We start from the raw sequence: 25,118 nt of genomic DNA on the forward strand, positions 1-25,118 counted from the left end.
AATATAAATTTATTATTGAGGGGGAATAACTCAATGGATTTAGTATTAGGATTTTTTACGTGGATCATTGGCGCGGGCGCCTCTGTAATGATGCCTATCATACTTATGATTTTAGGTGTCGCTTTAGGTCAAAGATTTTCAGATGTATTTAGGGCAGCAATCACTTTTGGTATTGCATTTATCGGACTTAACTTGGTTATAGGCCTGATGGTAAACACCATCACACCGGTTATCAATGAGCTTGTTACCGTATACGGACTTAGAAACAACGCTATTGACATCGGTTGGCCGGCAGGTGCCGCAGTAGCATGGGGTACCGACGTTGTTCCAATCATATTTATAACAATTCTTGCAACCAACATCATCATGTTGGCTCTTGGATGGACAAAAACAATGGATATCGACATTTGGAACTACTGGCATGCTCTATTCATTGGTAGCGCAATCGTACTTATGGGCGAAAGATCAACTCTAAGCTATATCTTGGCTGCGGCTTCAGCTGCAATCAACATGGCTGTTGTATTTAAAATCGCCGACTATATTCAACCTGACTGTGCGGAAGTACTTGGCCTTGAAGGCATATCTCTTCCACATACACAAGGTGTAGCATTTGCATTAATAGCTTATCCATTAGATTGGTTAATGGACAGAATTCCAGGCATCAACAAGATTAGCTGGACATCTGAAAAAATGCAGGAAAAACTTGGTCTTCTAGGAGAGCCAATGTTGTTGGGACTTATCATCGGTGCCGTTTTGGCAGCAGCTGCCAGAATGGAAGTCAGAGTAATCCTTAACACTGCAATGGGAGTTGCCGGAGTACTTGTGCTTCTTCCAAGAATGATCGCTCTTTTGATGGAAGGACTTATGGTTATTTCAGAAGGCGCGCATCAGTTTATGGAAAAAAGATTCCCAGGAAGAGAAGTTTACATTGGTCTTGACGCAGCGGTTGCTATCGGACATCCATTCGTAGTATCAATCGCCCTTATCATGATTCCAATCACCTTGGTACTTGCTTTTGTATTACCAGGTGTTACTGTACTTCCTCTTGCTGACTTGTCAGTACTTACATTCTTCAACATCTGCTCAGTTCTTCCAAACAGAGGAAACTTGTTTAGAGGAATTATATTGGGTACAATCAACAGTGTCATAATCCTGTACTTGGCTTCCTATGCGGCGCCTATGATGACAGAACTTCTTGGTGTTGTTGACCCAACGCTTTTGATGGAAGGTTCTCAAGTAACTTGCTTGGCAATTGGAGCACAAATTTATACTTGGATACCATTCTTCATAGCACTACAATTTGTGAAGTAATAATAATTTAACTCTTTGCACATTTAGCCCCAATGAAATTCATTGGGGCCTTTATTGTATGGTGGGTTATAAGCGTATAATTATTAATATCAAATTAAAAAAATATAATAGTGCATAAATGATTTCAAAGAAATGGGAGGATGAATATGTTAAAAGGCAAATCAGCAGTCGTAACCGGAGCGTCAAAAGGAATAGGGAAAGCAATAGCTATTGAGCTTGCGAAAAATGGAGCGGATATAGTCATAAACTACTGCTCAAGTGAAGATGCTGCAAAAGATTTGAAAAAAGATATAGAAGCATTAGGATCAAAAGCAGTTCTTTGCTGCTGTGACGTATCCGTGCCAGAAGAAGCGAAGGCACTAGTGGACCTTGCAGTCGAAAAATTTGGAAAGATCGACATACTTATCAACAATGCAGGTATAGGACTTGCGCCCCCTTCAGCACTAGATATAACAAATGAGGATTTCGCAAGAGTGATAGATATAAATTTAAAAGGGACATTTTACTGCTCTATGGAAGCTGTGCGAGAAATGATGAAAAGGGGATCTGGAAAGATTATAGGAATTTCAAGCTCAGCCGTTGAACAACCAAGAGGAGGAACTGCCGCATATTCCGCTTCTAAAAGCGGAGTTGAGCTCTTGATGAATTCTTTAGCCCAAGAATTTGGTCCTTATGGAATAAATGTAAATATAGTAGCTCCCGGTCCCACTGAAACGGAGATGCTAAAAGATTTTTTTACACCTGAAAGAAAGAAAGAGGTTGAATCCGGGATACCACTTAGACGTCTTGCGAAGCCTGAAGACATAGCAAAAGCGGTACTTTTTCTTGTTTCAGATATGTCAGGCTACATTACAGGTCAAAAGATTCTGGTAGACGGTGGAAGAACAATCAGGTAGGTAAATACGCCATTGACATTTCTAATAGATGATATATAATAATAGTGTGCATATGAACTTTATTATGTTCAAATGCACAAAGAATCAAATTGATGTGAGGAGAATGGCTATGGGGAAAATGAAATCAGCTGTCTTAAAGGAAATAGGCTTAATTGAAATCGAAGAAAGGGATATTCCTAGTATCCAAAAAGAAGAGGTTCTCGTAAAGCCTATGGTAGGAGGCATATGTGGGACAGATATTGAAAGAATGTGGCATACCGGTACATGGAAATTTCCAACTGTACTGGGTCATGAATTTTGTGGGATAATTGAGAAGGTAGGATCAAGCGTCACTAATGTGAATGTAGGAGACCACGTAGTCATCAATCCTATGGTTACATGTGGGGTTTGCAGATATTGTAGATCCGGACATCAAAATATGTGCGTAGAATATGACTACCTCGGTTCAAGATCCGACGGAGGATATCAAGAATATGTAAATGTGGCTGCAAAAAATGTGATAAAGCTACCGCAGGAAATGCCATTTGATTTGGCGGCTACCATCGATCCATTGGTCATTGGCATACATACTTTGTCTAAAGCGGACATACAGCCTGGAAATACAGTATGCATCATGGGTGCTGGACCTATCGGTAATTTCATGGTACAGCTTGCAAAAGTGTATGGTGCGGGAACTGTCATAGCTGCAGATCTCATGGAAGAAAAGTTGGATTGCGCAAAAGAATCCGGTGCCGATATCTGCGTCAACGTTACCAAAGATGACATTTTCAAAGTCGTAGAAGAAGCTACAAGCGGATTAATGGCAGATGTGGTCATAGAATCTGCTGGAGCCGTTCAAGCCGTTGAAAACAGCATCCTGGTGGCTGCAAAGCAAGGACGAGTCGTGTTCATGGGAACACCTCACAGAGATGTGACCATAGGGGACAAGGTATTTGAAGGAATACTAAGAAAAGAACTTACTGTAAAGGGATCCTGGTGCTATGATTACAAGGAACTTCCCATTGACGAATGGCAGGTTGGCATAGATTATCTTAATAGCGGAAAAGTGAAGGCAGACCATATGATTACCCATAGATTTCCCCTTGAAAAAGCACAGGATGCATTTGAGGTCGTTAAGACAAGAGATAAATATTTCAACAAGGTTTTGATATATATCAATGAAAAGTTGCCCGAATAAGTATATCGCCCCATAAATCTTATGGGGTTTTTATATGTATTTATATAAAAATACACTTCATAAATATAGAAATTGAGCTATAATGTATATAAAAGGGCTTGCTTAAAGGGGAATTAATATGGAAGACATGAGAAATCTGCTGATAAAAATTGCGCACTACTATTACAGGCTGGATTATACACAAAATGAGATTGCAAATAAAATGAAGATGTCTAGACAAAGGGTCAACAGACTGCTAAAAAAAGTAAGAGAAGAAGGAATCGTAAAAATAAATATTGAAGGATACAATGAAAGCTTCGCTGAGCTGGAAAGCGGACTTGAAGAAAAATTCAATCTTGACAGAGCTATAGTAGTAAAAGCTCTTGAGAGTGAAAATCTATATGAGGCTTTGGCGATGGAAGGGGTTAATTACCTTGTAGATATACTAAGAGACGGATTGAAGATAGGTGTCTCCTGGGGAAAGACGCTATACCATCTTTCTGCAAACCTGCCATCGAATTCAAATAGATTCCAAGACATATCTGTTACTCAGCTTGTCGGTGGAATGAGCTCCGAGGATGGACCGCGCAAATCTGATGAAATAACCAGGATGATAGGAGATAAATTAAATGCAAAGACTTACTTTTTATTTGCTCCTACCTTCGTTAAAAACCCGCTCATAAAGGAAGAGTATCTAAAGGAAGAATCAATAAAAGAAGTTTTTAAGCAGATTGAAAGCTGTGATGTGGTATTTTTGAGCATCGGTGAAGTAAGCAAATACTCTTCGTCTCTAAAAACTACGTTGATAGACGAATCAGACTACGAGGAGATACTTGAGCTCGGCGGCGTTGGAAATATAAGCTTAAGGTATTTTGATGAAAATGGAAATATTTTAGATTGCGACTTGAACAAATCGGTAATGGGCATTGAGCCTGAAACGTTTAAGAAAATTCCTGAGGTTGTGTGCATGACCGGAGGAAAAGAAAAGGGCATTAAGGGCCGGACTTAAAGGTGGATACATAAATACCTTGATAACTGATGAAGAAACGGCGAAGAGCATACTTTCTGATAACAAATAAAAAAACCAGGGCATCCGCCTCGGTTTTTTATTTGTTACAGGTGTTTTTTAAGTTCCTCGTAAACCTTTTTTTCACCCATTTGAGGATAGATAAGTCCAAGACCATCTACGACAGGTGCCTTGAACGAAAAGCTCTGTTTGTTCAGCATTACTATTACATCCGGGTTTATTTTTTCTTCCTCTTCCAGAGGTTTTTGTGTAAAAATATTCACGTTTACAACTTCGGTATCGCTGCCGATATTTTTTTTGATTGCACCGATCAATTTTTCTGCTTTTTTGTCGTTTATGCCGCCTACCATCATAATTTTCATCTGTTACGCCTCCTTAATAAACTTTAAACTTTCAATTAGATTATATCATAAATTCATCAAAAGTAATACTAGTGAACAAATGTTCAAGTGAAAATATCTTGCTGAAAAGAATAAAAACGACATGTATTTTACACATCAAAAAATGTATATTTATTCTGAAGGTTATGATATAATAAAAAACTAATAAAACTGTTGATAGAAAAGGGAAAGACAGTAAAATATAAATTTTGGGGAGGTAATAAAAATGAAAAAAATTTCTTTGATTATGGCTGTGCTTTTATTGTCGGCGATATTGATGTTTGCAGGATGTTCTTCAGATTCAGCTGGAGGAGACGTTCTGAGAATCGGCGTAGATGATTCTTATCCGCCTATGGAGTACAGAGACGAAAACAACGAACTAGTGGGCTTTGATATTGCCCTTGCAAGGGCAATTGGCGAGAAACTAGATATGGAAGTCGAATTCGTATCAACGGCATGGGACGGCATATTCCAAGGTCTTGAGACTCAGAACTATGATGTTATCATTTCTTCAGTAAGCATAACTCCAAGCAGATTAGAGACGTTTTTGTTTTCAGAGCCATATTTAGCTAACGGTCAAGTAATAGTCGTAAAGCCTGGAGACGTTTCGGTACAATCCCCGGAAGATCTTGACGGAAAAACGGTTGGCGTACAACTTGGAACTACAGCAGACAATGCGGTTCAGAAATACATGGAAGAGCTTGATATTGAGCTAATTAAATACGATGAGATAATCCAGACCTTTTCAGCTATGAAGGCAGGTTATGTGGATTACATAGTAGTAGACTATCCCGTTGCAATCGAATATGTAGGAAATGATCCGGCAAGCTTTGAGATTTCAACTGCCCAGCTTACAAACGAGCCTATCGGCGTTTGCATAAGAAAAGACGACGTGGAGCTTAAGGAAAAAATAGACCAGGCGTTAAGTGAATTGAGAGAAGAAGGAACACTGGCTCAAATATCGATAGAATGGTTAAAAGAAGACTATACCTCAAATATTGACACAGAGCTGAATGTAATAGAATAATTAAATTGAAGGGTAAGCTTGTATAGGATTGAGCTATGCAAGCTTATTTCGCTCATGTAATGAAAGGAAGATTAAATTGTTGACTACGCCTCAGGTAATGGCGATGTTTCAAGGGACAATCGTAACGATACAGTTGACTGTCGTCGCCATTATCGCAGGAATTATGTTGGGGGTTGTCCTTGCATTGGGGAGGATATCTAAAAGCAGATTCCTAAATTCAATAACATGGTTTTACGTTTGGGTATTCAGAGGCACGCCTCTTTTGATGCAGCTTTTCATAATAGTATATGCAATACCCTTGTTTACCTTAGATGTATTTGGAGCACCTGTCAGGCTGCCTTTATTAGTTGCAGCAGCTGTAGCCTATTCATTGAACTCAGCGGCTTACTTAGCTGAAATATTTCGGGCGGGCATACAATCTATAGATAAAGGTCAGATGGAAGCTTCAAAGGCATTGGGGATGAGCTACTACCAGGCAATGTTTAAAATAATCATACCTCAAGCTTATAGAAGGCTCATACCACCAGTTGGGAATGAGCTTATAATGTTGCTGAAGGATACTTCACTTGTCGCCTCGATTGGTCTGTTTGATCTTTTGCGTACAGTCAACCAGATGTCAAATGCGACAGGAAGATGGTATTATTACATATACGCAGCTGTAGTGTATCTGTTTTTAACTTCTATCGTACAGCTGGGTTTCGAGAGGATCGAAAAGAGGTATTCAATTTATGATTAAGCTAGAAAATGTATATAAGTCATTTGGAGATTTAGAAGTGCTTAAAGATATAAATCTTGAGGTTAATCCGGGAGAAGTGGTTTGCGTCATTGGCCCCAGCGGTTCCGGCAAAAGCACCATGCTTCGTTGCTTGAATCAGCTTGAGAGGATTACAAGCGGCAAGATTTACATAGATGGGGAGCTTGCAGATCAGAGGGAGATGGGCAAAGACCTTCAGGATATTCCGGCGGAAAAAGTCCAGGAACTATGCACTGAACTGGGGATGGTCTTTCAGAGGTTCAATCTGTTTCCACATCTAACGGTTTATGAGAACATAACGATAGCACCTAAAATCGTAAAAAAATTCAAAGAAGAAGATATAAAGGCTATCGCTTATGATTTATTGAAGCTTGTGGGACTTGAAGACAAAAAAGACGAGTACCCTTCAAGGCTATCAGGAGGACAACAGCAAAGGGTGGCGATTGCCAGAGCTCTTGCCATGCAACCGAAAATAATGCTCTTTGATGAACCGACCTCCGCACTGGATCCTGAGCTTGTGGGAGAAGTGCTCGAGGTCATGAAAAAGCTTGCTAAGGACGGAATGACCATGATCGTGGTAACTCATGAAATGGGATTTGCCAAGGAAGTGGGCACTAGGGTCATATTTATGGATGAAGGAAGAATAGTAGAGCAGGGAGAACCAAGCCAGATATTTGCAGACCCAAAAGAAGATAGGACTAAGGCATTTTTAAAGAAGATTTTATAAATTATTTCCGGGTAATCGATGGATTATCCGGTTTTATTATTTTCGGCCAAAGCTTTAACTGACTCTTTAGCAGAAGAAATCGATCCGATGTAAAGAGATAAGACTATTACAAATCCACCTGCCCACTGCATTCCACTTAAAACTTCTCCAAGAAATATTCTTCCTGTGAGCATAGTGGTAACAGGGATGAAGTTCACAAACAAAGTGGTAGACAGCACTCCAAGATGCTTCAGTGCATATATATAGAAAAGAAAACCACCTGCAGATGCCGCAATACCTAGAAACAAAATATGAGAAAATTCCGCCAAGCTGGCATTTAATGTGAAACTTTCTTCTTTGAACATGACTATGAAAAACAAGCTAATAAAAGCTATAATGGTTTGCCAGGTAGTTATGGCAAGAGGTGAATAGCTCCTATATAAAGGGCCGTTTAGGTAGTTAAAGGCTATCCAGCACACAGCTGCTCCGAAAATAAATACTACCCCCAGAGGATCAACAACACCGGAGCCAGGGCTTCCTATCACAAGAATGACGCCTGCAAAAGACATGGTGACGCTTGCCATTTTGACAGCTGTCAGTCTGTTTTTAAAGAAGACTACATCGGTGAGAAGGGAAAGTACGGGTATCATCCCTATTATGATTGAAGATATTGAGGCATTTGTTAGCATAATGCCGTTGCTCTCCAATAAAAAGTATGCGGTATACCCTATCCCGGAACAGAAAATAAACCTGGGGATATCCGCTAGGTTTAAATATAGTTTCTTTTCCCGTAACTTCAAAAGAATGATGAGAAATACCGACGATATTAAAAACCTATAAAAAACCAATAAATCAGGACTTATTACATCCACAAGGATCTTTGTGCTTATATATGAAAATCCCCAAATTACCGTAGTTAAGGATGCAGCTAAATATGATTTATTTCTATCCATGAATGTGACCTCCAAAAATTTTAGTCTCCGCTTATATTATAGCAAAAGATAAAAAAAAATAAATAGAACATGAAATTATAGATTAAAGGGAGTTCACCTGGGTATCATATTATAGTATCAGAAAGGATGATTAATGTGAGCTTGAAAAAAGGAGATATGGCTCCTCAGTTCACCCTTAGAGACCATTTGGGTAATGAGCATAGCCTAGAAGATTTTAAAGGGAAAAAAGTAGTGCTGTATTTTTATCCCAAGGACGATACTCCTGGATGTACGGATGAAGCGTTGCAGTTTAAAGATTTATATGAAGAGTTTCAACAAAAGGATACGATAATAGTAGGCATAAGCAAGGATTCAGAAAAATCTCATCAGAAATTTATTGATAAATATGAATTGCCATTTATATTATTAAGCGATCCTGAGCTTGAGACAATTAAAGCCTATGACGTTTGGGCTCTTAAAAAGAAATTTGGCAAAGAATACTATGGGATTTCCAGAAGCACCTTTGTAATTGACGAAGAGGGAATAATACAAGAGGCATTTCTAAATGTAAAGGTTAAAGACCATGGAAATGAAATTAAAGAGTGCATCTTAAGAATCTGACAATGAAAGCAAGGGTTAAAAAGCCCATTGCATATATTAAACTACAAGGAGGAGTTGCAAATGCAAAAATACGAATGTGTAATCTGCGGTTATATTTATGATCCGGCTGAAGGAGATCCGGACAATGGTGTGGATCCGGGAACAGCTTTTGCTGATATTCCAGACGATTGGGTATGCCCATTGTGTGGAGCTGGAAAAGAAGATTTCCAGGAAGTAGAGTAAAATATTAGAACCCTATGTTACAGTCAAATGACGTGACAGGGGTTTTTTTATTGGACGAAAAAACAGTTGTAATGATATAATGGGTTATTATTAAGTAAAGGAAGATATCATGAGAGAAATTCATATTGATGAGATAAAAATCAAAGTATACGACGCCTTGCTTCAAATCAATTGCGTGCTGTCGCCGGATGTTTCATCGGCATTAATTGCTGGAGTAGAAAGGGAAGAATCTGAAGTTGGTAGATCAATATTTGAGGACATACTAAAAAACAATGAAATAGCAAAAGATAAAAAGGTGCCCATCTGTCAGGATACGGGAATGGTCACGGCATTTGTGAAGGTTGGTCAGGCGGTACATGTAGTAGGGGGTAATATTTCCCGGGCAATAAACCAGGCCGTAAAGGAAGCCTACAAAGACGGTTATTTTCGAAAGTCAGTGGTTTCTGATCCTATTGAGAGGAAAAATACCCAGGACAATACGCCTGCCGTCATTCACTACGACATCGTGGAGGGAGAGGGAATAGAAATAGCTTTGACCGCCAAAGGCTTTGGCAGTGAAAACATGAGCAGATTAAAGATGCTCAAGCCCTCGGAAGGAGTTGAGGGCGTGGTGGAGTTTATAACGGAAACAGTGGCTCTTGCAGGTCCAAATGCATGTCCACCCTTGTTTTTAGGAATAGGGATAGGAGGGACGATGGAAAAGTGTGCCCTGTTGTCAAAGCAGGCTCTGCTTCGGGATGCAGATGAACCAAATCCTAATCAATATTATGCAGATCTTGAAGACAAACTGCTTGAGAGGCTCAACAGACTAGGTATAGGGCCGATGGGATTAGGAGGGACGACATCTGTATTGGGCGTGAATATAGAGACGTTTCCGACTCATATAGCAGGCTTGCCTGTGGCAGTAAATATTTGCTGTCATGTGAACAGGCACATAAAAGTCAAGATATAAGGAGAATGTCATAATGAAAGAAATTATTATCAACCTGCCTCTTGACGATAAAACGGCATCAGGACTAAAGGCGGGAGACCGAGTATTGTTAAATGGCATAATATATACGGCAAGAGATGCAGCTCACAAGAAAATGGTGGAGGAAATGGACAGCGGAAAGCCTTTGCCAATAGACATCAAAAATCAAACGATTTATTATGCTGGACCGTGTCCTGCCAAACCCGGGGATGTCATTGGTTCGATAGGACCAACCACATCCGGGAGAATGGACAGCTACGCTCCCAAACTGATCGAAAAAGGCCTAAAAGGAATGATAGGTAAAGGTGAGAGAAACCAAGATGTAATAAATGCCATGAAAGAACATGGAGCAGTTTACTTTGGGGCAGTAGGAGGGGCGGGAGCCTTGTTAAAAGAATCTGTTGTCTCTGCGCAAGTCGTGGCTTACGATGAGCTTGGAACTGAGGCTATAAGAAAGCTAAAGGTCAAAAACTTTCCTGCGGTGGTTATCATAGATTCGTCGGGAGAGAACCTTTATATAACTCAGACAAAAAAATACAAAAGAACATTGGAGGATTAAAGATGGCTTTAAAGGCAAGAGAAATAAACAAAAGAGACGTGATGAACCCCAAAAAGCTGATAGCGATTTTTGTGGCTTTAATAATTTTTCAAGTAGGATATGGCATAATAACTGAGAACCTGGATCAGTCTACTCAGGCGATAGTTTCTGCAATAGGTGTGGCGATAAGCTTGGGAATAACGATGTTTATATTGAGAAAAATGCTCCCGAGGTATGAAATGATCGTAGCAGATAATAATTTAGTAATATATAAAGCCATGTTTTTCAAGCCGAGGATGGTAATTACTGTGCCTGTTGGCGACATTGTCGAGATAAAGCCCTTGTTTGAAAAACAAGATCTAAAAGGCAGAAAGGTAGACTACACTTTGGTGGGAGTCAGAAACAAGATTAAATATGCGGTAGAATGGGACAAGAACGGAAAAAAAGTTCAAATCCTAATACAAGCCAGCAAGAAGTTTGTTGAAAAGCTTGAGAAAGAAGTGACAAAAAACAAATAAAAAGGCAACAAATAAAAAGAGAGGCTCTTCCTCTCTTTTTCAATGTGCTGAGAAAGTCACTAAAAACATTTAAACAAGAGAATCAATCAATTCCACGTATTCTTCCTTGCTCTTGGCTCCTACTTCTCTTTTAACTTCTTCACCGTTTTTAAAAAACAAAATTGTGGGGATGCTCATTACTCTGTACTTCATTGCAAGAGAGCGATTTTCGTCCACGTTAAGCTTCGCAATCTTGGCAACGCCTTCGAATTCGTTTGCCAGCTCGTCCACAATGGGCATAACCGTTTGACATGGACCGCACCATTCAGCCCAAAAATCAATCATAACAGGAATGTTTGAATTTAGTACTTCTCCTTCAAAATTCGCTTCGTCAAGGATCACAATGTTTTTATCTGCCATTACCCAAACTCCTTTCGTATTGTTAGTATTTTATTACCCTTATTAGATGGCAATAATCAAATTTTAAAATTCTATCAGGGACAATTTTAAATTATACCATAAAATAATGATTAATGAGAGGGCCTTATGATAAAATGAAACTCGGAGGTCAAGTATGAAAAGCAGACTTTATTTAAATATTGAATCCAAGAGAAAAAACGCCAATTTTCATATGCCGGGGCATAAATCCAGGGATTTCACAAAACTGGGTTGGGAGTATTTCGATACTACTGAATTGGAAGGCACGGACAATCTAAACAACCCTCAAAAAGAGATTAGGGAAATTGAAAGGCAGATTTCTAAATCTTACGCAAGCAAGGAATGCATAATTAGCGTCAATGGGAGCACATCTCTCATAATGGCTGGGATAATGGGTTCCTGCAGGGAGGGGGATTGTGTCGCAGTGGCGAGAAACTCTCATAAAAGCGTATTCAGCGCCATATACTACGGCAGATTAAAAACCTTATTCATCGATCCGGTGCTGGATCCTATATACGGATATCCAGTCGGCATAGATTTAAAACATTTAGAGGCTGAACTGAGAAAAACACGAGTAAGGGCGCTTGTAATGACGTATCCAACCTACTACGGAACTTGTGATGATCTGAATGCTGTGAAGCATATATGCGACAGTCACGATGTTTTGCTTATCGTCGATGAGGCACATGGAGCCCATTTTAAACACAGCATGGAATTTCCACCCTCATCCATAGATATTGGGGCTGATATTACCATACACAGTACTCATAAAATACTTTCCTCTTTAAACCAAGGAGCTGTCCTCCATGTAAAAAGCGATAGGGTAGATATGGAAAATATCAGAAGGCATATGGCTATGTTGCAGACATCTAGTCCGTCATACCCAATAATTCTTTCAGTGGAAGAAGCTGTAAAGTTCATGAATGAAAATGGAGAAAAAAAGCTGGAGAAAATCCAAGGATTCTATGAAAGAGTTAAAAAAGCTCTTGAAGGAACCAAATTCACCCTTATTCATGATAAAATAAGTCGTGAGATTCTTCAGGTGGACAAGGCAAAAATATGGCTGGCTCCTGGAGGAGTGGGAAAAATCCTTGCGGAGGATTACAATATCGATATCGAGCTTGATGACGGAAAAACAGCACTGTGCATGATGGGAGTTGGAACCGTCATTGAGGATGTTGACAGGCTGATTACAGCTTTAAAGGATATCAGTGAGAAAGGGCTATTTAAAGATAGCTTGGAAGACAGCAAAAGAGCTCTATTTCCCAAAGCAGGAAACAAGGTTATGGAGGCTTGGGAAATTGACAGGATGAAAAAAAGAATGGTCAGCATAAAAAAAGCAGCGGGCAAAGTATCGGCAAGCTATCTAGTGCCATATCCACCAGGAGTACCGGTGGTATGTCCGGGAGAGATGGTAAGCGATGCTGCGGCAGATTATCTTTATTCCATGAAAGAGGGTTCGGTTGACGGGATGATCGAAGATAAGATGATCTATATTCTAGACGAGGAGCAAACATTATGAAAAGAGGCAGATTGATAGTTATAGAGGGTCTTGATGGAAGCGGCAAGGAGACACAGAGCAGGCTGCTGTACGAAAGGCTTGAGGAGTGGGGAGAAAAGGTCGTGAGGATATCATATCCTAGATATGAGAAGGAAAGCTCGGCTCTGGTTAAGATGTATCTTAGAGGTGATTTCGGAGAAAATCCGGATGAGGTAAGCCCATACATATCTTCTACATTTTTTGCAGCAGATCGTTACGCTTCCTACAAGACCGAATATGAGAGCTTTTACAATGAAGGGGGTATAGTGATAGCCGACAGGTATACCACCTCTAATATGATGCACCAGGGGTGCAAGATTAAAGACCAAAAAGAAAGACAGAGGTTTTTAGACTGGCTTTGGGACTTGGAATTCAATCTCTACAAGATACCTATTCCGGACAAGGTGATGTTTTTGGATATTCCTCCGTCCTTTAGCATGGAGAGGATAAAAGACAGGAAAAACAAGATAACGAATGAATCCCAAAAGGATATCCATGAATCGAATGAGCTTCATTTGAGAAATGCATACGAGGCTGCAGTTCAAATGGTGGACAAGTACTATTGGACTAGAATAGACTGTTTGAAAAACGGGGTGCCTAAAACTATAGGGGAAATAAACTCAGAGATTATGAAATTAGTAATGGAAAACCGGTGATGCAGATGTTTGAACGTATATACGGCAATGAGATGAATAAAAACATTCTAAAAAAAGTTGTGGAAACTGAAAGGTTTAGCCACGCGTACCTGTTTGCAGGCCCAAAAGGCACTCAAAAAAGAGATGCGGCATTGGAATTTGCAAAAGCTATACTCTGCATAGAAAAAAATTCAAAGCCTTGCGGTTTATGCAGTCAATGCTTAAAGGTACAAAAGGGAAACCATCCTGATATTCATGAGATAAAAACCGGAGCAGAAGGCGATTCCATAAAAATCAGCCAAGTAAGACAGCTGCAAAAAAGCGCAGCCACTAAACCATATGAAGGGGACAAAAAAATCTTTATAGTAAACAGTTGTGAAACTATGGGTGTGCCCGGACAAAATGCCATATTAAAAATACTAGAAGAGCCGGAAGAAGGAACTATAATCCTATTGATAGCAAATAGCAAAAGCTCCATATTGCCTACGATTTTATCTAGATGTCAGATTCTGAATTTTATGCCCTTGAGATACACCGAGTTTTTAAATGTTGTGGAAGCAAAAGGAATCACGGATATAAACGAGATAAAGTTTTTATACCAGATTACCCAGGGAAGAATGGGCGAAGCTTTGAAGGCATTGGAAGATCCGGGTAAAATAGATATTTACAAAAGCATTTCATCATCAATGGACAGTATCAGCAAAGGGGAATTTGATAAGATATTTCAAATTCCGGCATTAGCGAAAGATAAGGGAATTAACGAGCTGGAGCTGACGGATTACCTGTTAGTTTATCTCAGACAGAGACTTGTGGAAAAAACAGTGTACAAGGAAAATAGTGATATAGATTATTTAACTGTGGGGAAGATAAATGATATAATAGAGGGGATTATGGAACTACAGTCAAATACCAAAATAAATTTGAATATGCCATTGCAGATTGAAAATCTGCTTTTGAGGATACAGGAGGAATAAAATGATAGATGTAGTTGGTGTCAGGTTTAAGAAGGCGGGCAAGATTTACTACTTCGATCCCTTGGAATTCAAGCTTTCCAAAGGGGATAATGTAATAGTTGAAACAGCCAGAGGAATGGAATACGGACAGGTGGTATTAGATATAAAAAAGGTTGCTGAAGATGATATAGTATCACCCATAAAGCCGGTCATTAGAAAAGCAACTCCCAAGGATGACAAGGCTTACCAGAGAAACAAGGAAAAAGCAGTTGAAGCCATGGAAATATGCAAGAAAAAAGTTGAAGAGCACAAGCTGGATATGAAGCTCATAGATGTGGAGTATACATTTGACAATAACAAGGTCATATTTTACTTCACGGCTGACGGCAGGGTGGATTTCCGGGAGCTAGTGAAGGACCTTGCATCAGTATTTAAAATAAGGATAGAGTTAAGGCAAATAGGGGTCAGAGATGAAGCCAAGATGCTTGGAGGATTGGGTCCATGCGGCATAGGTCTCTGCTGTTACAAGTGGCTTGGAGAGTTTCAGCCGGTATCCATAAAAATGGCTAAGGAACAAAATTTATCTTTAAACCCTACAAAAATTTCAGGAATCTGTGGAAGGCTATTGTGCTGCTTAAAGTACGAGCAGGATTTTTACGAAGATGTGTGCAAAAAACTTCCGGTGGAGGGTCAATCAGTATCCACAAAGGATGGAAAAGGTGTAGTCTTCAAGGTTAACGTCCTAAGAGAAACAGTGACAGTTAAACTCGATGGAGATGATGCTGTTTTGAAGGAATACCATCTTGAAGAAATTAAAACTCAAAAGACAGGCTGTGGCAAGGGCTGTCATGGAAAGAAACAAGGCCAGGGAAGCAAAGAGGAACTAACGCCTGAAGAAAGAAAAGCTTTAAAGGAACTGGACGGAAAGTAAGGAAATTTAGTACAAAAAAACAGTTTATTGTTTATAATATTTATTATATAATGGTTTTGTCAACCAATCACATTAGAGGAGGTGAAAAGAATGGCATACGTAATCAATGATGATTGTATTTCTTGCGGAGCATGTGAGCCTGAATGTCCAGTAGACGCTATCAGCGAAGGTGATGGAATCTACGTGGTAGATGGAAGCCTATGTATCGACTGTGGTGCATGTGCAGATGTTTGTCCAGTGGATTCTCCACACCTTGTATAATAACTGCGAGAAAAACCTCTTTGAATAGAGGTTTTTTTTGTTACAGGAGAAAATCTTATACACATATGAACATGTGGGTTGGGGATAAATGTGGATAAGGCCACATTGCCTGTTGAAAAGCCCATAGAAAACAGGGGAGTTATCCACAATGTGTGCACAATAATGTGGAATATGTGGATAGGTCACTATATTTAGTGCCGAACATATGTTATATACAACATGTAAAATAAAAGTCGAATGAAAGCAGTGGATATTGTGGAAAAGTACTTGATTAATGCACAGGAGAGAGTGGATAACCTTCACATAGAGGGACTGAAGATTATTCAAAATGAGAAGTTCTTCAGATACGGAACAGATGCTGTACTGCTGGCTTGGATGGCTGGGGAGAGGGCAAAGCCTAATTTCAAAATCGCTGATTTGGGAACTGGAAGCGGCATAATCCCTATATTGTTGGCAAATAACGGAGCAAAGCAGATACATGGACTGGAGATTCAGGAATATGTGGCAGATATGGCTAAAAGAAGCGTAGCTCTAAATAGACTTGAAGATGAAGTCAAAATAGTGGTTGGAGACATCAAAAATCCTCCGGAGCTTTTCATACCCGGGTCATACGATATCGTGGTCAGCAACCCACCATATATGAATGAATCTGAGGGATTTAAAAGTCCTGTAAGGGAAGTCGCAATAGCAAGGCATGAAATTTTATGCAGCATGGGAGATGTTTCAAAGACAGCTGCTAGACTTCTAAAGGATAAAAGCAGATTTTATTTGGTTCATAAGCCACATAGAATCGTAGATATATTTTGCGCCATGAGGGAACATGGAATAGAGCCGAAGCAGATGATCAAAGTCAGACCTCATGAAGGGAAGGAACCCAACATGATACTGATTGAGGGAGTAAAGGGAGGAAATCCTGGAATAAAATTAGGTGAAGAGATCGTGGTGTACAACCAAGATGGCACCTACACCGAGGAAATACTAAAAATATATAAAAAAGTGGTTTGATTTCAAACCACTTTAATTTAGTTACTTATGTCTTTTCTTGAGTTCTTCCATTATGTCGTTGAGCTCCACACCTTGGTTTACCAGCAAAACCATCAAATGATAAAACAAATCGCTGGTTTCGTATATCAGTTCCTCTTTGGACTGGTTTTTTGCCGCTATTATGGTTTCAGCGGCTTCTTCGCCAACTTTTTTCAGGATCTTGTCTGCGCCCTTATCAAAAAGATACTGGGTGTAGGATCCCTCTTTCGGGTTGTCTCGTCTATCTTTTATAATTGTGTAGAGTGTGCTAAGCATATTTTCAGATTGAAAGGCAGTATCCCCTGTGATGCTTCGATAGAAGCAGCTGTACTCACCGGTGTGACAGCTTGGGCCTTCTGGAACAACCTTCAATAGAAGGGTATCTTCATCACAATCATAATCGATAGATATGATCTTTTGAAAATTTCCTGAGCTTTCTCCCTTGTTCCACAGCTTCTGGCGGCTTCTGCTGTAAAACCAGGTCGTACCGGTTTTTATCGTCTTCTTTAGAGATTCTTCATTCATATAAGCCATCATCAAGACCGCCGAGGTATCTGCATCCTGAACTATTGCAGGAATCAAGCCCTTTTCGTCGTATTTAAGTGTATTCAAATCCATTGTTATAAGCATCTCCTAACAGGTAAATTTTCTTTATGCAAGAATTCCTTCAGGTCTGCAATTGCGATTTCCTTGTAGTGAAACACGCTTGCAGCCAAAGCTGCATCCGCGCCACAATTTAGGACATCGGAAAAATGCTGCATATTGCCGGCGCCACCTGAGGCTATTATAGGTATGGTTAATAAACTTGAGAGAGTCTCATTTAGTTCCAGGTCAAACCCTTGCTTTACACCATCTGTATCGATGGAGTTGATGCAGATTTCACCAGCCCCTAATCTTTGGCCTTCTTTTGCCCACTCGATTGCATCTATTCCGGTGTTTTCTCTTCCACCCTTGACGTATACGTCCCAGGAACCCTTTTGATTTCGCTTGGCGTCAATAGATAGCACAACACACTGGCTGCCGAACCTTAGGGCTGCCTGTTTGATTAGCTGGGGATTGACTACTGCAGCGGAATTTACAGAAACCTTGTCCGCGCCTGCGAGAAGCACCTTTCTAAAATCTTCAACGCTTCGTATTCCTCCACCTATGGTAAAGGGGATATTTATATTCCTGGCTACATCTTCTACTATGTGTATAAATATGTCCCTGTCTTCGTGGGAGGCGGTTATATCATAAAAAACAAGTTCGTCAGCGCATTGGTCAGAATAGAATTTTCCCAGCTCCACTGGATCTGCAACGTCTTTTATTCCTTGAAACTTCTTGCCCTTGACGACTCGTCCCTTGTCAACGTCCAGGCAGGGTATGATTCTCTTAGTAAGCATGTCGCTACCTGCCTTTCTCTGGGAGAGAGTTAATTTCTTTTAAGGTAAGAGTGCCTTCGTATAAAGCCTTGCCTGTTATCGCTCCATATAAGCCCAGGGATGACAGGTCTATGATGTTTTGGATGTTTGCTACTCCACCCGAAGCTATGATATCTGCATCTAAGGTGTCATTTAGCTTCTTGAGCATTTCAAGATTGGGCCCGCTTAGCATCCCGTCTCTTGAAATATCGGTATAGACTATTGTGGAAACCCCAGATTCGACAAGTGTCTGGCAAAAGGGAAGGACTTCCTTGTCGCTGGTTTCAACCCAGCCTTTTATAGCCACGAAGTCTCCTTTGGCATCTACAGAAACAGCTATTTTGTCAGGGAATTCATCGCAAAGCTCTTTTACAAAATCCATGTTCTCAACAGCCTTGGTACCCAGAATGACTCTTGATACTCCGGAATCCAGGTAAGCCTTTACAGTTTTTCTAGTTCGTATTCCCCCGCCGATTTCAACAGGTATGGATACGCTGTCCACTATTTTTTTCACGATTTCCATATTGGTTTGAGATCCTGTAAAGGCTCCGTCTAAGTCTACTACGTGAAGATACTCGGCTCCTTGACTTTCCCACATTTTAGCGACGTAAACCGGATCGTCGTAATATGCTGTCTCCTGGTCTATAAGACCTTGCTTTAATCGGACGCATTTTCCGCCCTTAATATCTATTGCAGGCAATACTATCATTTTATCAACTCCTTGAAGTTTTGTAGCAGCTTTATTCCTGTGTCACTGCTTTTTTCCGGGTGGAACTGCATTCCCATAACATTGTCCTTGCATACGACCGCAGGAACCTTTACCCCGTAATCTGTGTACAGAAGTACATCGTCAAAGTATTTGGGATCTAAATGATATGAGTGAACGAAGTACACATATTCTCCGTCTCGAATATCCTTGATTAGAGGGTGAGGCTTGTTGATGTGAAGTTCGTTCCAGCCCATGTGAGGCACTTTTAAGCCATCTCCGAAACGGACAATCTCACCTTCTAACAGACCTAGACCTTCCCACTGGCCGTCTTCGTAACTCTTGTCAAAGAGCATCTGCATGCCAAGGCAGATGCCTAAAAGGTATTTCCCCTTTGAAGCGTTGTCCTTTATAGTTTCCACTAGATCGTGTTCTACCAGATGGTCCATGGCGTCTTTAAAGGCGCCAACTCCCGGAAGAACGATAGCAGAGGCGTTGTCTATGACTTTTTTATCGCCAGTGATTACCGCATCCATATCAAGTTTTTTAAGGGCGTTGTAGACGTTCATAAGGTTTCCAACCCCGTAATCGATTATTGCAATCATAGTTACCTCCGATTATAGTATTCCCTTGGTGGAAGGAATGCTGTCAGAGCCTGGCTCTATGCGACATGCCTCACTTAATGCTCTTCCCAAGGCTTTGAATATAGATTCAATTATATGATGATCGTTTTTTCCGTATAGTGTGGTCACGTGAAGGGTAGTGCCCGAATTAATGGCAAATGCGTAGAGAAACTCATTTAGCATTTCTGTCTCAAAGTTGCCCACCTTTTCACGTTTCAACTCCACATTGAACACAAGGAATCCCCTTCCGCTTAAGTCTAGCGTCACCCGGCTGAGAGCCTCATCCATGGGACAGTAGAAGTTGCCGTACCTGCGTATGCCTCTCTTATCTCCCAAGGCTTCTTTTAAGCACTGGCCTAAAAGTATGCCCAGGTCTTCTACGGTATGGTGAGTGTCTACATCGAGATCTCCCTTGCACTCAATATTCAGGTCAAAACCTCCGTGCTTGGAGAGCAAATGGAGCATGTGGTCAAAAAATCCTATTCCGGTACTACCATCAAAAACTCCCTTGCCGTCCAGATTGACGGAACAGGCAAGCTGAGTTTCCCCTGTATTTCTATTCATGGTGGATTCACGCATCTTTAAGGGCCCCTCTCAAAATTTTTAAAACCAGGTCATTGACCTCTCTTGTGGTGACGGTGACTCTGAAACAATTTTCCAGCATTGGCTTTTTGTCAAAGTACTTCAACAGCACACCTTGACACAGCATGGCGTCATTAACTTTTTTCCCATCATCAACTTTGATCAAGATGAAGTTTGACTGGCTGTCGTAAACGGTGATTCCGGATATTTTTTTAAGTTCAGCGTATAGGTAATCCCGTTCTTTTGAAAGGTACTTTATTTTTTCCATGATGGGCTTGCGATTTTCAATCGCCCAGGAAGCTATAAGCTGAGAAATTGAGTTTAGGTTGTAGGGCTGCTTTACTTTGTTTAATATGTCGATCATTTTTTTTTGCCCCAAGGCATAGCCCACTCTAAGACCTGCCATTCCGAAGGCCTTGGAAAAAGTCCGAAGGATGATGAGGTTTTCGTATTTTTCGATAAGATCCAGACAGTTTGCATCTGAAAATTCAACGTAAGCTTCATCAACAACAACTATTCCCGGGGACTCTTCTAGTATTTTTATTATATCCCTTTTGTCAATGGCATGTCCCGTGGGGTTATTGGGAACACAAACGAAGATAAGTTTAGCATTGTAGTCTTTTGCAGCAGAAATCATTCCCTCCACATCGATGACATGTCCCTCAAGATCATTGACAGGTACGAAATTCCCTTGAGCTATCTGTGCGGATATCTTATACATGTCGAATGAAGGATAGTGTGAAACTACTGCTTCTCCTGGATTTAAAAATGCGGAAAATATCATGGGAATAAGCTCATCGGAGCCATTTGCGCATATGATTTTATCTGAATCAACTTTAAGGTATTCAGATAGTTTTTCCCTGAGAAGACGTGAGCTGCCATCGGGGTATAAGTTTGTCTTGTATTCTTTCAACTCATCAAAAAGTCCATCCTTTAAATCTGGATCTTTAAACAGGTTAAAGGGGCTCTCGTTAGCATTAAGGACATATTTATAATCGTTGTCTGGAACCACGTAGTTCATAAATTCTTTTAGGTGGCTCCTCATCAAATCTTCAATCATTAAATCTCCTCCTAACCGCATTTGCATGGGAAGTGAATCCTTCCCTTTCTGCAAAATCGGCAACTTTGTCTTTTACCGATTCAAGGCTTTTTTTGCTGTAGTGCAGTACGCTGCTTCGTTTAACAAAATCATATACTCCCAGTGGTGAAGAAAATTTTGCTGTTCCGGAAGTAGGCAGGGTGTGATTTGGACCCGCAAAGTAATCGCCTATGGGCTCGGGGGTGTATGATCCTAAGAATACGGCTCCTGCATTTGTTATTTTGCTCAGTAGACTTTCTGGATCATCCACCATGATTTCAAGGTGTTCAGGGGCGATCAAGTTTGAAAGAGCTATTGCGCTGTCAATATCATCCACTAAAAATATTTTACCGTTATCTTCGATGGATTTTTTCATTATATCTTTTCGAGACAGTTCCTCCATTTGTGCGTAAACAGATTTTTTTGTTTCATGGGCGAGCTTCTCGTCCCAAGTTATCAGCATGGATGAGGCCATTTCGTCGTGTTCTGCTTGACTTAGAAGATCAGCTGCGATGAAATCGGGGTTTGCATCACTTCCGGCTATAATGCAGATTTCGCTTGGTCCCGCTATCATGTCTATATCCACCTTGCCGAAGACCTGTTTTTTGGCAGTAGCTACGTAAATATTGCCGGGACCCACGATTTTATTGACGGGCTTTATAGACTCGGTACCATATGCCAAAGCTGCCACACCTTGGGCTCCGCCAACTTTGTATATCTCGTCAACGCCTGCAATCTTTGCAGCGGCGAGTATGTATGGATTTACTTTGCCGTCTTTACCGGGAGGAGTGATTAGCACGATGGACTTAACTCCGGCAACCTTGGCAGGAACTGCATCCATAAGTACGGTAGATGGATAACCGGCCTTGCCTCCGGGTACGTAGAGCCCCACCCTGTCGATTGGGGTTATAAGCTGGCCTAGCCTTACACCGGGAGAGAAGTCTTTTATCCAAGTCTTTGATATCTGATGTCTATGATAATTTTCTATATTGTCTCTGGCTTCTGTTAAGGTTTCAATAAAATCTCCGTCTACGCTCTTATATCCTTCTTCTATTTCAGAAGCTGAAACTACCAGTGTCTCAAGTGCCACTTTATCGAATTTTTCTGTATATTTAAGTACTGCTGCGTCGCCGTTTAAACGCACATCATCTAAAATATGGGCAACGGCGTCTTCGATAGCCTTGTTCTGGGCGTGATTTCTTTTCAGGATGTAGTCAACTTTATCTTGAGTTATATCTAGGGTATTCATAATGATTGTATCCATTTCACTCATCCCTTTCCACCAAAGAGCCAAGGGAATCTATGACCCACTGTATCTCTTCGAACTTGGTTTTTAGGCTAACCTTGTTGGCTATGAACCTGGCGCTTATGGGAAACATCTTTTCATGCACTACAAGGCCATTTTCTTCAAGGGTTTTTCCACTTTCCACGATGTCGACTATGATATCTGAAAGGCCTATAATGGGGGCAAGCTCAACAGAACCGTTAAGCTTGATTATATCAGTCAATACTCCAAGCTTGTTGAAATAGTCTCTAGTTATGTGGGGATACTTGGTACCAACGGTGATTTTTTTGCTGTAATCAGGCTTTTTATCTGCAAATCCGGCAACGCACATATCACATTTGCCGATATTCAAGTTTACCAGCTCATAGACGTCAGCTTTGTCTTCAAGAAGGATGTCCTTGCCCACAATTCCCGCATCCGCTGCCCCCTTTTCCACATACACAGGAACATCCGGAGATTTTACCAAAGTTACCTTTATATTGTTCTTTTTATCATGGAATATCAGTTTTCTGCTTTCCTTGCTGTAGTCGGGAAACTCGCACCCGCAATCAATCAAAAGCTTCATGGCAGCTGAGGCCACACGGCCTTTTGCCAAGGCTATATTTAAGTTTTTCATAGATCTGATTCTCCTTTCAAAAGGTCGATTGCCTCCTCGGTGGTTATGGGAGAGATTTTTTCATTGGTTGACACCTTTAATCCGGCTTCATCGTATTCAAAAATAAACCGATAGGCCTCGTGATCGATGGAATAGTCCTTGTTTATGCAGTCTGTTGAAAAGTCCAGATCTCTTAGAAGCGAAGCTAGAGACAGTGCATTTTGAGTCTGGCTGGAATCGTACCTTATTAGTGCGTCAAAGTAGTCTTGGCTGTTTTCTTCGGCACTTATGATCTCTGTAAGCAAGCTTATATTGATTCCAAAGCCTATGGCCGGACGCTCCACTCCGAAAGTGGAGGACAACTGGTCGTAGCGTCCTCCAGATAGTATTGAATCTCCCCAGTCTTCAGCATAACCTTTGAATATAAGGCCGGAATAGTAATTTAGCTGATTAGTGAATCCAAAGTCAAGGTATACGTACTTTTCCAAACCGTAGAGCTTTAGCATCTTATAGACTTCCTTGACATTGTCCAGTGCTGTTTTCATCGATTCGTTCCTACAGAGCTTTTCTGCTTGTGGTATCACCTTTTGATAAGAACCGAATAGCATGGGGATTTTCAATATCGTTTCGAAAACTTCGGGAGAAATCTGCAGCTTGTTGAGATAAAGCTTGAGGTCTCCTAGATTCTTGTTTTCTATAAGCTCGTTTACGCGTTCTTTTTCCTTCTTTGTAAGATCCAGCCCGTGGAATAAGCCGTCCAGAAAAGCGACTTGGCCTATGTCGATGTGAATCTTGTCTAGACCTAGGTTTAACAGCATGGAAATCGCTACTGCTATTATTTCGGCGTCGCAATCCGGGGAATTGTTGCCAAAATACTCAACGCCGCCTTGTATGAAGTCTTTTTTATAATTTGTCTTGCTGTTGTCTTCTCTGAATATGGTTGTTATGTAGCTGAACTTGAGGACTTCTTTTGGGTCCTTAAATGTGTTTGCAGCCATCCTGCATATGGGAATCGTTGCATCCGGCCTTAAAACAAGCACTTTGCCGTTTTTGTCGATAAGCTTGAACATTTTATCTCTAGAGAGAGACTGATCCATGTTGTACATATCGTAGTATTCGAAATTTGGAGTCAATATCGGCTTGTAGCCAAACTTTCGCATGACCTGTTCAATTTCCTCATTTATTCTTTCATAGCCTAAAAACTCCTGAAAATGTATGTCGTTGACACCATCTATATAGTAATTAATCATAAACAACCCTCCGCTTTATTGCTTTAGTGTGATAAAGTATAGCAAAATTATATAGGCTCCGGTCAAAAAAGTCAATAAAAATCATAGTAATTTAACTAAACTATATTATAATAGTACTATTCAAAAGGAATAAACACAAAAGGATTTGATAAAATGGCATTTCAATGCGTCATATTTGATTTTGACGGAACCTTGGCAGACACCGAGGAACGTGCGCTTTACATATACAACAGCCTTGCAGAAAAATACAGCTACAAGAGCATAACCAGAGAAGAGCTACATAAGATCAAGCATCTTAATATAAAGGAAATAATCGAAACAGTTGAGATACCTTTAAAAAAGTTGCCAAAGATCATCAAGCATGGACAAAAGCTTCTGAAAAACGAGATGCATACCATAAAACCCTTTGATGAAAAGCTGGAAGAAATTTTGATTGAACTTAAAGAAAGGGTAAAGGTAATGGGGATAATAACCTCTAACTCAAATAGAAATGTAAAGGCTTTTATGAGGAACCAAAACATAGACTGTTTTGATTTTATTGAGTCTTCGCCCCTTATGAGCAAGGAAATAAAGATTAGCTCTACTGCCAGAAAGTATTCAATACCAAAAAGTGATATACTTTATGTAGGTGATGAAAGCAGGGATATTGCGGCATGCAAAAAAGCAGGGGTAAAATGTGCTGCAGTCACATGGGGATACAACTATCCAGAAGCTCTTTTGAAGGAATCCCCGGACTATATGATAGATGATCTAACAAGCTTGATTGAAATCGTAGGTTAGC

30 protein-coding genes and 1 pseudogene are annotated in these 25,118 nt (G+C 40.4%); 19 read left to right on the top strand and 12 right to left on the bottom strand.

Going from position 1 to position 25,118, the window contains the following annotated elements; all coding sequences use genetic code 11:
- Positions 1-33: 33 nt before the first annotated feature.
- The 4 genes and pseudogenes from BUB93_RS02065 to BUB93_RS02080 all read left to right on the top strand — a co-directional run bounded on the left by BUB93_RS02065 (position 34) and on the right by BUB93_RS02080 (position 4,442).
- Entirely contained in the window at positions 34-1,311 is a 1,278-nt protein-coding gene (locus BUB93_RS02065; RefSeq protein ID WP_073269416.1) for a PTS galactitol transporter subunit IIC, read from the top strand.
- 140 nt (positions 1,312-1,451) lie between these two features.
- Positions 1,452-2,207 (top strand): SDR family NAD(P)-dependent oxidoreductase, encoded by a 756-nt coding sequence (locus BUB93_RS02070; RefSeq protein ID WP_242945277.1) that lies wholly within the window; start codon positions 1,452-1,454, stop codon positions 2,205-2,207.
- A gap of 109 nt (positions 2,208-2,316) precedes the next feature.
- The gene (locus BUB93_RS02075) at positions 2,317-3,384 is read left to right on the top strand and encodes a galactitol-1-phosphate 5-dehydrogenase (protein WP_159432050.1); all 1,068 of its coding nucleotides are present in this window, start codon (positions 2,317-2,319) and stop codon (positions 3,382-3,384) included.
- A 127-nt stretch (positions 3,385-3,511) separates the two neighbouring features.
- Positions 3,512-4,442 (top strand): annotated as a pseudogene (locus tag BUB93_RS02080) (sugar-binding transcriptional regulator).
- Between the two features lie 34 nt (positions 4,443-4,476).
- On the opposite strand, the gene BUB93_RS02090 reads toward BUB93_RS02080, so the two are convergent.
- The gene (locus tag BUB93_RS02090; RefSeq protein ID WP_073269419.1) at positions 4,477-4,752 is read right to left on the bottom strand and encodes a PTS sugar transporter subunit IIB; all 276 of its coding nucleotides are present in this window, start codon (positions 4,750-4,752) and stop codon (positions 4,477-4,479) included.
- 244 nt (positions 4,753-4,996) lie between these two features.
- Between BUB93_RS02090 and BUB93_RS02095 the strand changes: the two genes are divergently transcribed.
- The 3 genes from BUB93_RS02095 to BUB93_RS02105 all read left to right on the top strand — a co-directional run bounded on the left by BUB93_RS02095 (position 4,997) and on the right by BUB93_RS02105 (position 7,278).
- Positions 4,997-5,797 carry a substrate-binding periplasmic protein gene (locus tag BUB93_RS02095; protein WP_073269420.1) on the top strand — a complete coding sequence of 267 codons (801 nt, stop codon included), beginning with the start codon at positions 4,997-4,999 and terminating at the stop codon, positions 5,795-5,797.
- A 76-nt stretch (positions 5,798-5,873) separates the two neighbouring features.
- Positions 5,874-6,533 (top strand): amino acid ABC transporter permease, encoded by a 660-nt coding sequence (locus BUB93_RS02100; RefSeq protein ID WP_242945278.1) that lies wholly within the window; start codon positions 5,874-5,876, stop codon positions 6,531-6,533.
- Positions 6,526-7,278: an amino acid ABC transporter ATP-binding protein gene (locus tag BUB93_RS02105; protein ID WP_073269421.1), complete on the top strand. Its 753-nt coding sequence runs from the start codon at positions 6,526-6,528 to the stop codon at positions 7,276-7,278. The genes BUB93_RS02100 and BUB93_RS02105 overlap by 8 nt, the downstream gene beginning before the upstream one ends.
- Positions 7,279-7,301: 23 nt before the next feature.
- On the opposite strand, the gene BUB93_RS02110 is transcribed toward BUB93_RS02105, so the two are convergent.
- The gene (locus BUB93_RS02110; protein WP_073269422.1) at positions 7,302-8,210 is read right to left on the bottom strand and encodes a DMT family transporter; all 909 of its coding nucleotides are present in this window, start codon (positions 8,208-8,210) and stop codon (positions 7,302-7,304) included.
- A gap of 126 nt (positions 8,211-8,336) precedes the next feature.
- On the opposite strand from BUB93_RS02110, the gene bcp reads away from it, so the two are divergent.
- The 5 genes from bcp to BUB93_RS02135 all read left to right on the top strand — a co-directional run bounded on the left by bcp (position 8,337) and on the right by BUB93_RS02135 (position 11,058).
- The gene (gene bcp, locus BUB93_RS02115) at positions 8,337-8,810 is read left to right on the top strand and encodes a thioredoxin-dependent thiol peroxidase (protein WP_084116844.1); all 474 of its coding nucleotides are present in this window, start codon (positions 8,337-8,339) and stop codon (positions 8,808-8,810) included.
- Between the two features lie 60 nt (positions 8,811-8,870).
- Complete coding sequence (gene rd, locus BUB93_RS02120) at positions 8,871-9,032, top strand: rubredoxin (protein ID WP_073269424.1); 162 nt, start codon at positions 8,871-8,873, stop codon at positions 9,030-9,032.
- Between the two features lie 109 nt (positions 9,033-9,141).
- Positions 9,142-9,984, top strand: coding sequence for a fumarate hydratase (locus BUB93_RS02125; protein ID WP_073269425.1), 843 nt, complete (start codon positions 9,142-9,144; stop codon positions 9,982-9,984).
- Between the two features lie 13 nt (positions 9,985-9,997).
- Positions 9,998-10,561, top strand: a complete 564-nt coding sequence (locus BUB93_RS02130; RefSeq protein ID WP_073269426.1) for a Fe-S-containing hydro-lyase — start codon at positions 9,998-10,000, stop codon at positions 10,559-10,561.
- Positions 10,562-10,563: 2 nt separating this feature from the next.
- Entirely contained in the window at positions 10,564-11,058 is a 495-nt protein-coding gene (locus BUB93_RS02135; protein ID WP_073269427.1) for a hypothetical protein, read from the top strand.
- Positions 11,059-11,127: 69 nt separating this feature from the next.
- On the opposite strand, the gene trxA is transcribed toward BUB93_RS02135, so the two are convergent.
- Positions 11,128-11,457, bottom strand: a complete 330-nt coding sequence (gene trxA, locus BUB93_RS02140; RefSeq protein ID WP_073269428.1) for a thioredoxin — start codon at positions 11,455-11,457, stop codon at positions 11,128-11,130.
- 154 nt (positions 11,458-11,611) lie between these two features.
- Between trxA and BUB93_RS02145 the strand changes: the two genes are divergently transcribed.
- The 6 genes from BUB93_RS02145 to BUB93_RS02170 all read left to right on the top strand — a co-directional run bounded on the left by BUB93_RS02145 (position 11,612) and on the right by BUB93_RS02170 (position 16,800).
- Positions 11,612-12,997 (top strand): aminotransferase class I/II-fold pyridoxal phosphate-dependent enzyme, encoded by a 1,386-nt coding sequence (locus BUB93_RS02145; protein WP_073269429.1) that lies wholly within the window; start codon positions 11,612-11,614, stop codon positions 12,995-12,997.
- A complete protein-coding gene (locus BUB93_RS02150; RefSeq protein WP_073269430.1) occupies positions 12,994-13,671 on the top strand; it encodes a dTMP kinase in 678 nt (225 codons plus the stop codon). The genes BUB93_RS02145 and BUB93_RS02150 overlap by 4 nt, the downstream gene beginning before the upstream one ends.
- Positions 13,671-14,624: a DNA polymerase III subunit delta' gene (gene holB / locus BUB93_RS02155; protein WP_073269431.1), complete on the top strand. Its 954-nt coding sequence runs from the start codon at positions 13,671-13,673 to the stop codon at positions 14,622-14,624. The genes BUB93_RS02150 and holB overlap by 1 nt, the downstream gene beginning before the upstream one ends.
- 1 nt (position 14,625) lies before the next feature.
- Entirely contained in the window at positions 14,626-15,534 is a 909-nt protein-coding gene (locus BUB93_RS02160; protein ID WP_073269432.1) for a PSP1 domain-containing protein, read from the top strand.
- Between the two features lie 90 nt (positions 15,535-15,624).
- Positions 15,625-15,795, top strand: coding sequence for a 4Fe-4S binding protein (locus BUB93_RS02165; RefSeq protein WP_073269433.1), 171 nt, complete (start codon positions 15,625-15,627; stop codon positions 15,793-15,795).
- A 255-nt stretch (positions 15,796-16,050) separates the two neighbouring features.
- Positions 16,051-16,800, top strand: a complete 750-nt coding sequence (locus BUB93_RS02170) for a tRNA1(Val) (adenine(37)-N6)-methyltransferase (RefSeq protein WP_242945285.1) — start codon at positions 16,051-16,053, stop codon at positions 16,798-16,800.
- A gap of 21 nt (positions 16,801-16,821) precedes the next feature.
- Here BUB93_RS02170 and hisIE read toward each other — a convergent pair whose 3' ends face one another.
- Genes hisIE through hisZ form a run of 9 tightly spaced genes read right to left on the bottom strand, consistent with a single transcriptional unit; the run spans position 16,822 to position 24,337 of the window.
- Positions 16,822-17,436, bottom strand: a complete 615-nt coding sequence (gene hisIE / locus BUB93_RS02175; protein WP_073269435.1) for a bifunctional phosphoribosyl-AMP cyclohydrolase/phosphoribosyl-ATP diphosphatase HisIE — start codon at positions 17,434-17,436, stop codon at positions 16,822-16,824.
- 2 nt (positions 17,437-17,438) lie between these two features.
- A complete protein-coding gene (gene hisF / locus BUB93_RS02180) occupies positions 17,439-18,200 on the bottom strand; it encodes an imidazole glycerol phosphate synthase subunit HisF (RefSeq protein ID WP_073269436.1) in 762 nt (253 codons plus the stop codon).
- A gap of 4 nt (positions 18,201-18,204) precedes the next feature.
- Positions 18,205-18,927: a 1-(5-phosphoribosyl)-5-[(5-phosphoribosylamino)methylideneamino]imidazole-4-carboxamide isomerase gene (gene hisA / locus BUB93_RS02185; protein WP_073269437.1), complete on the bottom strand. Its 723-nt coding sequence runs from the start codon at positions 18,925-18,927 to the stop codon at positions 18,205-18,207.
- The gene (hisH, locus tag BUB93_RS02190; RefSeq protein ID WP_073269438.1) at positions 18,924-19,529 is read right to left on the bottom strand and encodes an imidazole glycerol phosphate synthase subunit HisH; all 606 of its coding nucleotides are present in this window, start codon (positions 19,527-19,529) and stop codon (positions 18,924-18,926) included. The genes hisA and hisH overlap by 4 nt, the downstream gene beginning before the upstream one ends.
- 12 nt (positions 19,530-19,541) lie before the next feature.
- Positions 19,542-20,126, bottom strand: a complete 585-nt coding sequence (hisB, locus tag BUB93_RS02195; RefSeq protein WP_073269439.1) for an imidazoleglycerol-phosphate dehydratase HisB — start codon at positions 20,124-20,126, stop codon at positions 19,542-19,544.
- On the bottom strand, positions 20,119-21,189 hold the full coding sequence (hisC, locus tag BUB93_RS02200) for a histidinol-phosphate transaminase (RefSeq protein ID WP_073269440.1): 1,071 nt from the start codon (positions 21,187-21,189) through the stop codon (positions 20,119-20,121). Before hisC ends, hisB begins: the two co-directional genes overlap by 8 nt.
- Positions 21,182-22,471, bottom strand: coding sequence for a histidinol dehydrogenase (gene hisD, locus BUB93_RS02205; RefSeq protein WP_073269587.1), 1,290 nt, complete (start codon positions 22,469-22,471; stop codon positions 21,182-21,184). Before hisD ends, hisC begins: the two co-directional genes overlap by 8 nt.
- Position 22,472: 1 nt before the next feature.
- Entirely contained in the window at positions 22,473-23,108 is a 636-nt protein-coding gene (hisG, locus tag BUB93_RS02210) for an ATP phosphoribosyltransferase (RefSeq protein WP_073269441.1), read from the bottom strand.
- Positions 23,105-24,337 carry an ATP phosphoribosyltransferase regulatory subunit gene (gene hisZ / locus BUB93_RS02215; RefSeq protein WP_073269442.1) on the bottom strand — a complete coding sequence of 411 codons (1,233 nt, stop codon included), beginning with the start codon at positions 24,335-24,337 and terminating at the stop codon, positions 23,105-23,107. The genes hisG and hisZ overlap by 4 nt, the downstream gene beginning before the upstream one ends.
- A 153-nt stretch (positions 24,338-24,490) precedes the next feature.
- Between hisZ and BUB93_RS02220 the strand changes: the two genes are divergently transcribed.
- Positions 24,491-25,117 carry an HAD-IA family hydrolase gene (locus BUB93_RS02220; RefSeq protein WP_073269443.1) on the top strand — a complete coding sequence of 209 codons (627 nt, stop codon included), beginning with the start codon at positions 24,491-24,493 and terminating at the stop codon, positions 25,115-25,117.
- The last annotated feature ends 1 nt before the right edge of the window (position 25,118 follow it).

Source organism: Alkalibacter saccharofermentans DSM 14828 (assembly GCF_900128885.1).
In the GTDB taxonomy this organism is placed as follows: domain Bacteria; phylum Bacillota; class Clostridia; order Eubacteriales; family Alkalibacteraceae; genus Alkalibacter; species Alkalibacter saccharofermentans.

Coding starts and splice junctions, on each gene's coding strand:
- BUB93_RS02065 (WP_073269416.1), top strand. CDS start 34: ATGGATTTAGTATTAGGATTTTTTACGTGGATCATTGGCGCGGGCGCC.
- BUB93_RS02070 (WP_242945277.1), top strand. CDS start 1,452: ATGAATATGTTAAAAGGCAAATCAGCAGTCGTAACCGGAGCGTCAAAA.
- BUB93_RS02075 (WP_159432050.1), top strand. CDS start 2,317: ATGGGGAAAATGAAATCAGCTGTCTTAAAGGAAATAGGCTTAATTGAA.
- BUB93_RS02090 (WP_073269419.1), bottom strand. CDS start 4,752: ATGAAAATTATGATGGTAGGCGGCATAAACGACAAAAAAGCAGAAAAA.
- BUB93_RS02095 (WP_073269420.1), top strand. CDS start 4,997: ATGAAAAAAATTTCTTTGATTATGGCTGTGCTTTTATTGTCGGCGATA.
- BUB93_RS02105 (WP_073269421.1), top strand. CDS start 6,526: ATGATTAAGCTAGAAAATGTATATAAGTCATTTGGAGATTTAGAAGTG.
- BUB93_RS02110 (WP_073269422.1), bottom strand. CDS start 8,210: ATGGATAGAAATAAATCATATTTAGCTGCATCCTTAACTACGGTAATT.
- bcp (WP_084116844.1), top strand. CDS start 8,337: ATGATTAATGTGAGCTTGAAAAAAGGAGATATGGCTCCTCAGTTCACC.
- rd (WP_073269424.1), top strand. CDS start 8,871: ATGCAAAAATACGAATGTGTAATCTGCGGTTATATTTATGATCCGGCT.
- BUB93_RS02125 (WP_073269425.1), top strand. CDS start 9,142: ATGAGAGAAATTCATATTGATGAGATAAAAATCAAAGTATACGACGCC.
- BUB93_RS02130 (WP_073269426.1), top strand. CDS start 9,998: ATGAAAGAAATTATTATCAACCTGCCTCTTGACGATAAAACGGCATCA.
- BUB93_RS02135 (WP_073269427.1), top strand. CDS start 10,564: ATGGCTTTAAAGGCAAGAGAAATAAACAAAAGAGACGTGATGAACCCC.
- trxA (WP_073269428.1), bottom strand. CDS start 11,457: ATGGCAGATAAAAACATTGTGATCCTTGACGAAGCGAATTTTGAAGGA.
- BUB93_RS02145 (WP_073269429.1), top strand. CDS start 11,612: ATGAAAAGCAGACTTTATTTAAATATTGAATCCAAGAGAAAAAACGCC.
- BUB93_RS02150 (WP_073269430.1), top strand. CDS start 12,994: ATGAAAAGAGGCAGATTGATAGTTATAGAGGGTCTTGATGGAAGCGGC.
- holB (WP_073269431.1), top strand. CDS start 13,671: ATGCAGATGTTTGAACGTATATACGGCAATGAGATGAATAAAAACATT.
- BUB93_RS02160 (WP_073269432.1), top strand. CDS start 14,626: ATGATAGATGTAGTTGGTGTCAGGTTTAAGAAGGCGGGCAAGATTTAC.
- BUB93_RS02165 (WP_073269433.1), top strand. CDS start 15,625: ATGGCATACGTAATCAATGATGATTGTATTTCTTGCGGAGCATGTGAG.
- hisIE (WP_073269435.1), bottom strand. CDS start 17,436: ATGGATTTGAATACACTTAAATACGACGAAAAGGGCTTGATTCCTGCA.
- hisF (WP_073269436.1), bottom strand. CDS start 18,200: ATGCTTACTAAGAGAATCATACCCTGCCTGGACGTTGACAAGGGACGA.
- hisA (WP_073269437.1), bottom strand. CDS start 18,927: ATGATAGTATTGCCTGCAATAGATATTAAGGGCGGAAAATGCGTCCGA.
- hisH (WP_073269438.1), bottom strand. CDS start 19,529: ATGATTGCAATAATCGATTACGGGGTTGGAAACCTTATGAACGTCTAC.
- hisB (WP_073269439.1), bottom strand. CDS start 20,126: ATGCGTGAATCCACCATGAATAGAAATACAGGGGAAACTCAGCTTGCC.
- hisC (WP_073269440.1), bottom strand. CDS start 21,189: ATGATTGAAGATTTGATGAGGAGCCACCTAAAAGAATTTATGAACTAC.
- hisD (WP_073269587.1), bottom strand. CDS start 22,471: ATGGATACAATCATTATGAATACCCTAGATATAACTCAAGATAAAGTT.
- hisG (WP_073269441.1), bottom strand. CDS start 23,108: ATGAAAAACTTAAATATAGCCTTGGCAAAAGGCCGTGTGGCCTCAGCT.
- hisZ (WP_073269442.1), bottom strand. CDS start 24,337: ATGATTAATTACTATATAGATGGTGTCAACGACATACATTTTCAGGAG.
- BUB93_RS02220 (WP_073269443.1), top strand. CDS start 24,491: ATGGCATTTCAATGCGTCATATTTGATTTTGACGGAACCTTGGCAGAC.